General features: G+C 75.7%; 6 protein-coding genes. 5 read left to right on the top strand and 1 reads right to left on the bottom strand.

All coding sequences use genetic code 11. The features are described from left to right. Positions 1 to 104: 104 nt before the first annotated feature. Entirely contained in the window at positions 105 to 875 is a 771-nt protein-coding gene (locus ACFPM7_RS14500) for a 2,3-dihydro-2,3-dihydroxybenzoate dehydrogenase (protein WP_378248072.1), read from the bottom strand. Positions 876 to 1,091: 216 nt separating this feature from the next. Between ACFPM7_RS14500 and ACFPM7_RS14495 the strand changes: the two genes are divergently transcribed. The 5 genes from ACFPM7_RS14495 to ACFPM7_RS14475 all read left to right on the top strand — a co-directional run bounded on the left by ACFPM7_RS14495 (position 1,092) and on the right by ACFPM7_RS14475 (position 12,592). Continuing rightward, positions 1,092 to 2,207 (top strand): hypothetical protein, encoded by a 1,116-nt coding sequence (locus tag ACFPM7_RS14495; protein WP_378248070.1) that lies wholly within the window; start codon positions 1,092 to 1,094, stop codon positions 2,205 to 2,207. Between the two features lie 111 nt (positions 2,208 to 2,318). Then, positions 2,319 to 3,173, top strand: coding sequence for a DUF4132 domain-containing protein (locus ACFPM7_RS14490; protein WP_378248068.1), 855 nt, complete (start codon positions 2,319 to 2,321; stop codon positions 3,171 to 3,173). After that, the gene (locus tag ACFPM7_RS14485; RefSeq protein ID WP_378248066.1) at positions 3,170 to 8,017 is read left to right on the top strand and encodes a hypothetical protein; all 4,848 of its coding nucleotides are present in this window, start codon (positions 3,170 to 3,172) and stop codon (positions 8,015 to 8,017) included. Before ACFPM7_RS14490 ends, ACFPM7_RS14485 begins: the two co-directional genes overlap by 4 nt. Next, the gene (locus ACFPM7_RS14480; RefSeq protein WP_378248064.1) at positions 8,014 to 9,177 is read left to right on the top strand and encodes an ATP-binding protein; all 1,164 of its coding nucleotides are present in this window, start codon (positions 8,014 to 8,016) and stop codon (positions 9,175 to 9,177) included. Before ACFPM7_RS14485 ends, ACFPM7_RS14480 begins: the two co-directional genes overlap by 4 nt. Continuing rightward, positions 9,158 to 12,592 (top strand): DUF5682 family protein, encoded by a 3,435-nt coding sequence (locus ACFPM7_RS14475; protein WP_378248062.1) that lies wholly within the window; start codon positions 9,158 to 9,160, stop codon positions 12,590 to 12,592. Before ACFPM7_RS14480 ends, ACFPM7_RS14475 begins: the two co-directional genes overlap by 20 nt. Positions 12,593 to 12,607 lie beyond the last annotated feature (15 nt).

Below are 12,607 nucleotides of genomic sequence, written 5' to 3'. Positions count from 1 at the left end.
CCGTGTGCGGCTTCTACCGCTTGCACTCCCAGCTCCGTCCCATCAGCTCGCAGGTCAGCGCGCGGCCCCGCCCGGGTCCGCGTGTTGCTTCTCTTCCGCGCGCCTCACGCGCGCAGCGTCGCCCCACCATCGACGTACAGGTCTTGCATGGTGATGTGCCGCGCCTGGTCGGAGGCCAGGAAGACCACCGCGTCGGCGATGTCGGCGGGCTCGGCGATGCGGCCGAGCGGGATGCCGACCCGGTAGGTGGCCGGGTCGCCCGCGATCACCGCCGCCGCGCTCTCCGGCCCGGTCCACAGCCGGCGCTGCATGTCGGTGTCGGTCGAGCCGGGCGAGACGGTGTTGCAGCGGATGCCGTGCCCGGCCAGCTCCAGCCCGAGGCAGCGGGTGAGCATCACCGCGGCGGCCTTGGACGCGGCGTAGGCGCCCATGCCGATCCTGGGCACCCCCGCCGCGTTGGACCCGACCGTCACCAGAGCGCCGCGCCGCCGCGGCACCATCCGCGCGGAGATCTCCCGCAGCACGGTGAACACCCCGGTGGCGTTGACGGCGAAGGTGTCGGCCCAGTCCTTGTCGGTGGTGTCGATGACCGACCCCGGCCGCAGCACGCCCGCCACGGAGACGCCGATGCCGATCGGCCCCAGCTCCCGCTCCGCGGTGTCGACGGCCTCGGCGACCGCCGCCGAGTCGGCGACGTCGGCGGGGCAGGCGAGCACCCGGCCGCCGGCCTGGGCGACCCGCTCGGCGAGCGCGTCCCGATCGATGTCGACGGCCGCGACTGTGGCACCCTCTCTGACGAGGGCGTCGACCACCGCTGCCCCGATACCCCGGGCGGCTCCCGTCACCAACGCGACCGAGCCCGCGATACCGCTCACTCCGACACTCCTACCTGGGACAACGGACTTCGGTTAGCCTAACCTAAGGGCCAAGGGCTGAGAAGGGCCTCTGGTGAGTCGAACGTCGCACCCGACCAGTGCGCCACCCGTTGGCCGACAAGGCTGATCCGTTCGGACCGGGCCGATCGGAGCAGCGCGCTCGCGTCCGCGGCATCCGCCGTCCCCGAACGCGGGCGGTGGTGCAGGATGCCGCCCATGCTCGCCGGACCCGCGCAGGCGGAGATCGACTGGAACGGCCTGTCCCACGCCTACGACAAGGCGGCGGACACCCCCGGCCACCTCGCCACCCTGCTCGACGCGGACGCCGCCGTGCGCGCGCGGGCGATGGGCCACCTGTGGTCGGCGATCCTGCACCAGGGGACGGTCTACCCGGCGACCGCGCCCGCCGCGCGGGTCGTCGCCGGCCTTCTGGCCGATGAGCGCGCAGAGCTGGAGTTGGACGGCGCCCCCATCCGGATCGCGCTGCTGCGGTTCCTCGGCGAGGTCGCCGAGAGCACGTCGTACGCCCCGGTCGAGCTGGACACCGCCTGCCCGCCGGGCCGTGAGGACGAGCTGCGCGGGGTGACGGCGGGCGACTGGGAGGACGAGGAAGAAGGGGTCGACTTCTCCGACGTCCTGTTCGAGGTCATGTGGTCGCGCGCGGTCGCCGCGTGCCGAGACAGCGTGGGCGACCTCCTGGCCGCCGTCACCCCGTGGCTGGCCGATCCGGGGTGCGGGCGTGCCGCGCGGTACGCGGCGGTGCGCCTGCACAAGGCCGGTGACGTGCCCACCGAGTCGATCACCGAGCACCTGCGTGACGTCGCGGTCTCCGGCGCGCCCGCCACCGAGCGGGCCGAGGCGGTCCTGGCGCTCGGCGACCTCCAGGCGGACACCTCCGGCTATCTCCACGACGCCGAGCAGGTGGTGCGGGTGTGCGCGGCCCTGCACGCCACGCGGGACACAGCCGAGATCCTCGCGGGCCTGCTCGCGCTGCCGGAATCCGACGAGTGGCTGGTGGACACTCCCTACTTGTCCGGCAAGCTGCGCTTCCACCTGGTCGCCGCCGCGGTGGAGCGGGTGGACGACTTCGCCGACCTGCTGCCCGCGGCGCTGCACGTCCTGCGCTTCGCGGGCCCCTTCACCGTCGAGCGGGACTGGGGACCGCTGCTCGGCAAGGCGCTGGAAGGGCCAGCCGACGCGCGACGGACCTTCTTGGACGCACTCATCGAGACCGAAGGGCTGTGGGACCCGCGCAACGGCAACGCGTCGGTCTACCTGAGGAAGCTCGGGCTGCCCAGCGAGCGCGAGGCGTTCCGGGCAGCCACAGCGTGACGAGCCGGATACCGGATGTCCTTTGAGAACAGATCATCAGGTTCCGCCACGGATTGTCGGGCGGCGTCGCTAGTCTCGCCGCATTCGTCACGAACCATCGCAGGAGGAACCGTGGGCTGGCTCGACGCCGCTTCCGGATACCAGGTGCGGCTCGGGGAGAACCGGCGGGTCCAATGCCGCAACGGCAAGGGCAAGCAGCTTTCCGCGGTGCCGTCGTCCCTCAAGGACGATCCGCAGGTTGTCCGGTTACGCCAGTTGGCCGAGTGGCTCGACCGCCACGAGGCGTCGTGCGAGTCGGCTGTGGACGGCTGGATGACACGGTCGCTGCCGGTGCCCTCGGCGCTGCTGGTCCGGGTGTGGCCGGACGCCGGCTGGGCCGCCGCGCTGCGCGACCTGGTCGTCTCCGCCGGTGACGAGGTCGGCTTCCTGCGCGACGCCGACCCGGACAAGGGCATCGGCGTGGTGAACCTCGACGGCGAGACGGTCCGGCTGCGCGCGGAGACGGTCACCATCCCGCACCCGGTGCTGCTGGCCGACCTGGAGGAGCTGCGCGAGTTCGGCGCCGAGCTGGGCGTCGAGCAGAAGGCCCAGCAGCTCTACCGGCGGACCTTCGCCAAGCCCGCGGAGTTCGCCGCGGGCGCCACCTCGGTCAAGGACTTCGCGGGCGGCAAGTTCGCCCAGCTCACCCACGCGCTCAGCCGCTGCCGCACGCTCGGCTACCCGGTGCGCGGAGGCGACGCCGTCTACTCCGCGTTCGAGGGCGGCCGGGAGGTCGAGGCCCGGTTCTGGCTGGGCGGTGACTACCCGGAGGCCGAGGCGTGGACGGGCGACCTGCGCTGGTCGACCGCCGACGGCGTCGGCATCGCGCCGGCCGAGGTCGGGCCGGTGGCGTACTCGGAGGGCATGCGCATGGCGGCGGCGATCCACGCCGGGCGCGAGATCGAGGAGAAGGCGGACGAGGCGTGAGCGACACCGACACCGCGCTGATCGCGGCGGGCGCCGTGCTGCCCGGCACCGACCCCACCGGTGAGGACCGCGACGTCATCACCGCGCGCAGCTACACCCACCCGGCGCTCGACGGCCGCGTCGTCGTGCGGCTGGTGCCCCAGGTGCTCGGCGAGGCCGAGGACCTCACCTGCGAGTACCTGGGCTTCGACGCGCCCACCAGCACCGAGGCCGTCGGCACCGGGCGGCGCAGCGCGCTGGGCTTCCCGGCCTGGGCGCTGATCAACGACCCGGCCAACGCGCGGCACGCGCTCAACCTGGTCAAGGACGTCGAGCGGCTGGCCCGCACCGCCCGCTCCAAGGCGGGCGCGGCCAAAGACGGCTTCACCGCGCTCGGCGAGATGCTGGGCCGCTCCGCCCCGCACTTCCTGCCCACCTTCTACGAGCAGGCCGGGCGGATCTTCCTGGAGCACGGCAACGACACCTACGCCGCCACCATGTTCGGCAAGGCGCGTGAGGCGGAAGAGGTGCACAGCCTCGACGTCGACCCCGACCGCCTGCGCGAGGTGTTCCTGGAGTTCGCCTTCGCGGGCGCGCTGACCGCCAAGGCGCTCTCCGCCCACGCCAAGGGCCTGGGCAAGCGCTACGACCCGGCCGCGGCCCACGAGCTGTTCCTGACCCTGTGCGTCGAGCGCACCCGCGGCGGCCTGCCCCCGTACACCGGCATGCCGGAGGACCTGCGCAGGCTGGCCAAGGCCGCCAAGCTCGACCTGGCCGCCGAGGACGAGCGCCTGCTGCGCGCGGTGCTCGACAGCAGCGCCATCGACAGGGCGGGCGCGGGCTTCTGGAAGAGCTACCGGGCCGCCCTGGTCCGGCTGGCCACCGCGGACGCGCAGATCCGCGCCGCACTGCTGACCTTCGTGCCCGACTCGGCCGCCGCCGTGGAGCTGTGGCTGGGCATCCTCGGCGAGTGCGGCGCCACCGAGGCGCTGGTCGCCCAGCCCGCGCGCGAGGGCGACACCGTCGTGCCCGCCGACTGGCTGTCGTCGGTGGTCTCGGCACGCGCCAGCGGCTGGAACGCCGCCCCGCGCTCGGCCGAGCTGCTGGAACTGGTCGAGCGGATGGGCCCCCGGATGGCCGCCGACGGCAAGGAGGTCAAGGTCCTGTACGGCCGCGGCCACGAGCTGGACCTGCTCGACCTGCTGCTGTCGATGGGCGTCCCGGTCGCCCGCCGCAAGCACAACCGGTCCGGGCTGTCGGTCGGCACCTGGCTGGGCGACGAGGCGCCCGGCCGCCGCGACCTGGCCGCCATCGCCGCCGACGCCGACCTGATCGACCCGCTCGCCGACGGCTTCATCACCTACGCGAGCGGCACGGCCACCGCGCGCGGCATGGGCACCGAAGCCGTCACGGCCGCCATGTCCACCCCCGGCCTGCGGGCCGCGCTGCGCCACTGGGTGACCGCACAGGCGAGCACCAAGGAGTCGCTGAGCCTGCCGCGGCTGACGCACCGGCTCGACACGCTGTCGGTGGCGCGCAACCCCGAGGCGTTCGTGGACGCCCCGGAGGCGGCCGCCGCCATCGCGGGCACCGACGTCGCCCGCGCGCTCGCGGCCACCCTGCGCACCGGCCTGCTGGACGAGCTGGGCTGGCCCGCGCTGGACGAGGCGGTGATCCGGCTCCGCGAGGGCACGATGGCCAAGGACGCCGCCGTCGAGATCTGCGGCGAGGGCTGGCCAGCGCTGGTGCTGCGCCGCGGCGAGCAGTTCGTCGTCGTCGGACCCGACGGGGTGCTCGCCGAGCACACCTCGCGCATCCCAGCAGACGACCGCCACGACTACCGCTTCTCCCCCACCGCATCGTGGTTCGACGGCGTGCTGCTGGTGCGCTGGCACGGCAAGGACGAGGAGCGCGCCTACTGGAGCGACGCGCCGACGGAGATCTTCACCGTCTCCTCCGGCCCGTCCACCTACTACCGTTCGGAGACGGTCGCCTCGCTGGGCATGCCCGGCGGTGGGCGCTGGTCCGGCGGGCGCACCGCGCACCGCGGTGACACGTCGTTCTCCGGCGGCTCCGTCGGCTACAGCGACGGCACAACGGTGTGGATTCCCTCCTACCACGACGACGCGTGGCGCTGGCGCGAGGTCGACCCGGCCACCGGCGACCGCGGCAGGCACAGCATCCCCCGGTTCATCGAGGACTTCGCCGCCGACGGCGCGAGCATCGACCACACCGCGAGCAGCCTGCGCCCGGCCGCCCCGGGCACCGAATCCAGCCCGCTGGGGTGCGCCGACGGCATGCTCGGCTGGCGGGTCCGCCGCGAGGGCGGCCGCGACGACGTGCCGCTGACCTGGGTCGGCGAGGGCATTGACGGCAGGCGGGTGCTGACGGCAGGCGGGAGGCGCGCCCCGGTCGGTCTGCTCGACGTGCCCGGCGCGCGGCTCACCCTGGCCAAGTCCTACAGCGGCGTCGAGGTCATGGACGCCGAGGGCGTCCGCCAGGGCGGCGTCGACTCCGGGGACAGCCACCCGGACATCGCCGCGGGCACGCCGCTGATCACCCCGCTGGCCTGGTGGCACGTGCTGCGCCCGCGCGACGAGGCGGGCTCGGCCGCGCTGCGCGCCGTCACCGCCGAGACGGCGGCGGCGCTGCTCGACGCGGCCACCGCCGAACCCGCCGAGGAGTCCGCCCGCGGGGACCGGGCCGAGCACGCCGCCCTGCGCTCCGGGCAGTGCGGCGCGCTGGCCACCGCCGTGGCCGCGGCGCTGCCCGGCATCGCCGATGCCGGCCTGCTGGCGGGCGTGGTGTCCACGGTGCGCCGGGCGGCGCGCCTGCGCACCGGGTACACCGCGTTCGGCCCGATCGCCGAGGCGGCCCGCGCGGTCGACCCGACCGCGCTGACCGACACGAGCCCCGCGGTGACCGAGGGCGAGGTGCAGGCCGCGCTCGGCTGGTTCGGCGGCTACCGCTCGCACAACTCGCGCGCGGGCGCCCGCACCGTGCTGCCGGAGCTGTTCGCCGCGCTCGTCGCCGCCACCTCCGCGCCGGAGAAGGCGGGGGGCGTGCCCGAGACGGCGGTGCGCGACTGGTTCGAGCACTTGGGCGTGCTGGGCGCGGTGGCCCACCGGGCCGCATCGCCGCTGACCGGCGAGCAGGACAGGGCCGCGCTGACCCTGGTGCTGCGCTCGCTGGTCGACAGCGGCCTGCTCGCGGGCATCGGCCACTGGCGGATCACCATCACCACCCCGCCGAAGGACGTCCCCCGCGACACCGACAAGGTCGTGCCGGTGCCCGGCGGGTTCTTCGTCGCCTTCGACACGCACTGGTCCCGCAACGACGGCTACAGCCTGGAGGGCCTGCACCACGCGAGCACCCCCGGCGACTTCCGCCTGCCCGACGGCTGGGTGCTGGACCGGGCCACCGAGATCGCCGAGCCGTTCGGGCCCGCGCGGGTGACGGCGTTCCTCGACGCCCTCGCCGAGCACGGCCCCACCACCTGGTCGCCCGAGGCGGTGACCGCCCTGGTGGAGGCCACCGGCATGGGTGAGGCCGACGCCGCGGTGCTGCTGGCGGGCATGCCGGGCGTCGACACCTGGGGCGCGAACTACCTCGACGCCGCCCAGCGCAAGGCGATCGGGCTCAGCGCCCCGGCGGGCAAAGCCGCCCGGCAGCGGTTCAAGCGGCTCGACGACACCACCCGCCGCAGGCTGCTCGCCGCGGCGATCCCGGCCGACCCGGCCGAGCTGTGGACCAGCGGCCCGGACGTGGCCGCGATCGCGCAGGTGTGGATCGCCAAGCACGGCAAGCGCACCCCGGTGCCCGAGGACGTGCTGGTCGACGCCGCGTCGCAGCTGGGCAACGACCGCTCCGGCGAGCTGCTGGCAGCCATCGCCAACCCGGAGGCCACGGCCTGGCTGACCGAGGACTGCGCCATGCGCGTCGAGGACAACCGGCTGGTCGCCCGCAACGACGGCGGCTTCGGCCACCGCGACTTCACCGCGCTGCCCAAGGCGCTGCTGTGGGTCGCGCAGCGGCTGACCGCCGGTTCGTCGATGCGGGCGCAGCTGCCGCGCGCGCTGGAGCTGCTGCGCGCACGGGTCTCGGCGCCGGACTTCGCGCTGGACCTGGGCCGCTGGAACGAGGCCCCGGCGGTGTGCAAGCTGCTCGGCGTCGAGCTGCCCGACGAGGGCGCGCTGGTGCGGGTGCGGCCGTGGCTGCACCTCGTCGGCGGCGACAAGCACCACGTCGGCGTCATCGTCCACATCGGACTCATCGGCGACGCGGACCTGCCGCTGTTCACCGCGCTCTGCGAGATCACCTACGACCAGGAGCTGGCCCGCTCGCTGGAGCTGGTGCGCTCGCCGGGGCTGACCGAGGCGTGCGCGCTCGCGCCGAAGCAGGACACCGACCCGGACGCCTTCTACCAGGACCCCGGCCTGTCCGTGCCGCACCTGGTCACCGAGGTCGCCGCGCACCACGGCATCGATGAGGACGCCGCCGCGCTGTACCTGCAGCTGCTGGCCCTGCCCGACCCCACCGACGCCAACGTGGCCAAGTGGACCGGCTGGAAGCCCGCACGGCTGCGCAAGGCACGCGCGGCCCTCGCCGAGACCGACCTGGTGCTCAGCGCGAAGCGGGCGCGCGCGGGCCGGTCGCTGTTCCTGCCCGGCGGGTGGCTGGCGCTGGCCAAACCGCACCTGCCGCTGGAGCGGTGGAAGGCGCCGCTGTTCGACTTCACCGACCACCCGCACGGGGCCATCGCCCCGCGCGGCACGGTCGCCGACCTGTTCACCCGCGCGTGGCGCCGCGTCCTCGACGGCGACGCCCCCGCCTACGAGCAGCTGACGACCGGAGGACGCCGGTGAGCGCGCCCGACACCACCCACGCCCGGCAGGTCGAGCCCGCCGAGCACGCCCACGCCCAGGAGCTGGCGTTCCTGGCCGCCTACGACCAGGGCCGCCGCCCGCCCGGCTGGCGGCTGACCCCGCGCGCCGCGGTGACGTTCGTGATGGGCAGCGGCGGCGACGCACTGCCCCTGCCCAAGGGCGCCGCCGCCGACGGCCTGCCGAACCGGCTGGTGATCAGCCCGAAGTTCGTCGGCGAGCGGGCCCTGGTCGAGCGGGCCGTGGTGACCCTGGCCGGGGAGCGCGGGCTGCTGCTGGTCGGCGAGCCCGGCACCGCGAAGTCGATGCTCTCCGAGCTGCTGGCCGCGGCCGTCTCCGGCACCAGCGAGCTGACGGTGCAGGGCACGGCGGGCACCACCGAGGACCAGCTGCGCTACGGCTGGAACTACGCGCTGCTGCTGGCCGAGGGCCCGTCACCGCGCGCCCTGGTGCCCTCGCCCGTGCTCCAGGCGATGCGCACCGGCGGCGTGGTGCGGGTCGAGGAGGTCACCCGCTGCCTGCCCGAGGTGCAGGACGCGCTGGTGTCGATCCTGTCCGACCGGCGCATCTCGGTGCCGGAGCTGTCCGGCACCGAGCACGCCACCGTGCACGCCGCCCCCGGATTCACCGTGATCGCCACGGCGAACCTGCGGGACCGGGGCGTCTCGGAGATGTCGGCCGCGCTCAAGCGCCGGTTCAACTTCGAGGCGGTCGGCCCGATCGGCGACCTGGCCGCGGAGACCGAGCTGGTGCGCAGGCAGGCAACCGCCGCCCTGGGTCGGGTCGAGGCCCCGTACGCGGTGGACGACGTGGTGCTGGAGACGCTGGTGACGGCGTTCCGGGACCTGCGCACCGGCACGTCGGCGGAGGGCTGGGCCGTGGAGCGGCCCTCGACGGTGATGAGCACCGCCGAGGCCGTGTCCGTGGCGACGGCGATCGGCCTGGCCGACGCGTACTTCCCCGGCGACCGCGACCCGCTGTCGCTGCTGCCCGGCCACCTGCTCGGTGTGGTCCGCAAGGACGACCCCGCCGACGCGGCCCGGCTGCTGGGCTACTGGGACGGCGCGGTCCGGCGGCGGGCCGAGGGCGGCGCGCGGGCGTGGCGACGGCTGTGGGAGCTCCGTGACGTCCTCGACAGCTGACCAGGCCGTGCTGCTCGACCAGCTGGCCGGGCACCAGGCGCCGCACCTCATCGGGGTGCGGCACCACTCGCCCGCGCTCGCCGCGGTGATGCCCGCGCTGCTCGACGCCGCCGCGCCCGAGGTGCTGCTGGTGGAGCTGCCGGAGGAGCTGGGCGAGTGGCTCCCGCACCTGTCCGACCCCGACCTGACCGCGCCGGTGGCGCTGTCCGGCGCGCAGCGGGACGGGGGCGGTCTGGCGTTCTACCCGTTCGCGGACTTCTCCCCCGAGCTGGCCGCGGTGCGGTGGGCCCGGCGGGCGGGGGTGGAGGTCCGCGCCTGCGACCTGCCGATGGCGCTGCGCGGCGGCTACCGCGCGGGCGGGGTGGACCACGGCTCGCCGCTGGCCGACGCGCTGCGCGGGCGGATCACCGGCCGCGACGGCGACGACCTGTGGGACAGGCTGGTCGAGGCCACCGCCCCCGGGCAGTCGCCGGAGGCGGTGCGGCGGGCGGCGCTGTACGTCGGCTGGGCGCTGCGGGTGGATTCCGGGGGCCCGGACGGCACCGGCGTCGACCCGTACGACCTGCGGCGCGAGGAGTGGATGCGGCACGCCGTGGCCGACGCCGCCGGACGGCGGTGCACGGCGGTGATCGGGTCCTTCCACGCCGCGGCGCTGCTGCGCGGCCCGGACGGCCCGCGCCCGCGGGTGCCCGAGTCGACGGTGGTGACGTCGCTGGTGCCCTACGGGTTCGGGCTGCTGGACGAGCGTTCCGGCTACCCGGCGGGCATCCGCGACCCGGAGTGGCAGCAGGCGGTGCTGGCCGCGGCGGGCGATCCCGCCGAGGTGGAGGCCGCCGCGGCGCGGGTGATCGTGGCGCTGTGCGCGCGGGTCCGCGAGCTGGGCCACCCGGCCGGGCCCGCCGAGGCCAAGGAGGCGCTGCGGCTGGCGGTCGACCTGGCGCGGCTGCGCGGGCTGCCGGCGCCGGGCCGCGGCGAGGTCGTGGAGGCGGTGCAGAGCACCCTCACCCACGCCGACCCGATCGGCCGCGGCCGGGTGGTGGCCCGCGCGGCGCAGGAGGTCCTGGTCGGGCAGCGCACGGGCGCGCTGGCCCCCGGCACGCCGCGCTCGGGCCTCGCGCCCGCGGTGGAGCGGCTGTTCGACGAGCTTCGCCTGCCGGGACCGGGTTCCCGCGAGCCCGCCCAGCTGCGGCTCGACCCACTGAGGTCCCCTTTGGACGGTCGACGCGAGGTCACGCTGCGCCGCCTGGGAGTGCTCGGTGTCCCGTACGCCGAGGAGACGGGCACGACGGGCGTCGGCGGCGGCGAGACGCTGTCCACCCGGTGGACGGCGGCCTGGACGCCCGCGACGGCGGCGACGCTGCCGGTGGCCGGGATGTGGGGCACCACGCTCGAACTCGCCGCGCGCGGCCGGTTCCTGGCCCGGCGCGCCGAGCGCGAGACCGGCGCCGGGCACACCCCGGCCGCCGTGCTGGGCGAGCTGTCGGCCGCCGCCGGGTGCGGCCTGCCCGAGGTGGTCGACGCCCTGCTGGGCGACGCGGGCTCCGTGCTGGTGTCGGCGGCGACGCTGCCGGAGCTGCTGAGCGGCCTCGACCAGCTCGACAGGCTGCGCGCCGGGCACTACCCGGGCGTCCCCGCCACCGTGCTCGACGCGCACCCGCTGCTGGCCGAGGAGCTGGAGGCGGCGGCGGTCGCCCAGGTCGACGGCTTGGCGGGCGCGACCGACCCGGCCGACGCGCGTGCCATCGTGGAACTCGGCCTGCGCCACGACAGCCGGGGCACCGGGCTGCGGCTGGCCGCCGCGCTGAAGGCCCTGTCGGAGGAAGGCGCACCGCTGGTCGCCGGCGCCGCCGGGGCCGCGCGGGTGCTGCTGGGGCTCATCGAGCCGCACGAGCTGGGCGACCGGGTGGCGTCCTGGGTGGACGGCGCGAGCACGTCCGAGCGCCGAGACGTGCTGCGCCTGGGCCTGACCGGCGTGCTCGCGGCGGCGGGCCCGCTGCTGGAGACGCCCGCCGCGCTCGTCCCGCTGCTGGAACGGGTGGAAGCGTTGGCGGACCAGGACTTCCTGGAGCGGCTGCCCGCGCTGCGGGGTGCTTTCGTGACGATCGGCCCGGCGGCGCGCGCCCAGGTGCTGGCCGTGGTGGAGGAGCGCACGGGCGGCAAGGTCGACGCCGTCGGCGTGCCCGACCCGGAGGACTTGGCCGCGTGGCTGGCCGCCGAGCGCGCCGCCGTCGCCGTGGCCGCCGCCCACGGCTTGGGAACGCCCGCTGACGTGGAGCTGGGCGAGGCCGCAGAGCCTGGCGAAGCCCCGAAGGCGGCGGGCGGGTTGGCCGCCGAGATCCGCTGGCGGCTGGTGCTCGGCGCGCGCGGCGACCGCCCGGCGGGGGCGGCCCGGTGGGCGGCGGCGCTGGACGAGCTGTACGGCCGCGAGCGGGGTGAGGGCGCCGAGCGCGGCGACCTCGGCGGGGACAGGTCCAGCCCGTTCCCGGACGTGCGCGAGTGGTCTGACGAGCTGCGGGAGCTGTTCGGCGACCGGGTGCGCGAGGAGGTGCTGGCCGCGGCCGTCGAGGGCGGGCGGGTCGAGGCGGCGCTGGAGATCGACCCGGACAGCGTCCGGCCGTCGGTCGAGCTGCTGCGCACCGTGCTCTCGCTGGCGGGCGGATTGTCCGAGGCGACGGTCGCGCGGCTGCGCCCACTGGTGGCGCGGCTGGTCCGCGAGCTGAGCGACCAGCTGGCCAACCGGGTCCGGCCCGCGCTGTCGGGCCTGCTGCTGCCCACCCCGACGCGGCGGCCGAGCGGGCGGCTCGACCTGCCCCGCACGCTGCGGGCGAACCTGGCCACCGCGCGCCGCGACGCGGCGGGCCGGGTCGTGGTCGTGCCGGAGCGGCCGGTGTTCCGCAGCCGGGGGCGCAAGGCCAGCGACTGGCGGCTGGTGCTGGTGGTCGACGTGTCCGGCTCGATGGAGGCCTCCACGGTGTGGTCGGCGCTGACGGCGTCGGTGTTCGCCGGGGTCCCGTCGCTGTCGACGCACTTCCTGGCGTTCTCCACCGAGGTGGTCGACCTCAGCGAGCATGTCGGCGACCCGCTGTCGCTGCTGCTGGAGGTCCGCGTCGGCGGCGGCACCCACATCGCGGGCGCACTGCGCCACGCCCGCTCCCTGGTCACCGTCCCCGAGCGCACGATGGTCGTCCTGGTCAGCGACTTCGAGGAAGGCGGCCCGGTGGCCGCGCTCACCGCGCAGGTCCGCGAACTGGTGGCCAGCGGCGTGACAGTGCTGGGCTGCGCCAGCCTGGACGACACGGGCGCGGCCCGCTACTCCACGTCGGTGGCGGGCGCACTGGTCGCCGCCGGGATGCCGGTGGCGGCGCTGAGCCCCGGCGAACTGGCCCGCTGGGTCGGCGAGAAGGTGCGCGGATGATGTCCGCTTCGAGGA

The organism is Actinokineospora guangxiensis (genome assembly GCF_042657845.1).
In the GTDB taxonomy this organism is placed as follows: Bacteria; Actinomycetota; Actinomycetes; order Mycobacteriales; family Pseudonocardiaceae; genus Actinokineospora; species Actinokineospora guangxiensis.
This window is presented reverse-complemented; position numbering and strand designations above follow the sequence as displayed.

What these genes read in the sequence shown, in the direction of transcription:
- ACFPM7_RS14495 (WP_378248070.1), top strand. Translation starts at nt 1,092, where the DNA reads ATGCTCGCCGGACCCGCGCAGGCGGAGATCGACTGGAACGGCCTGTCC.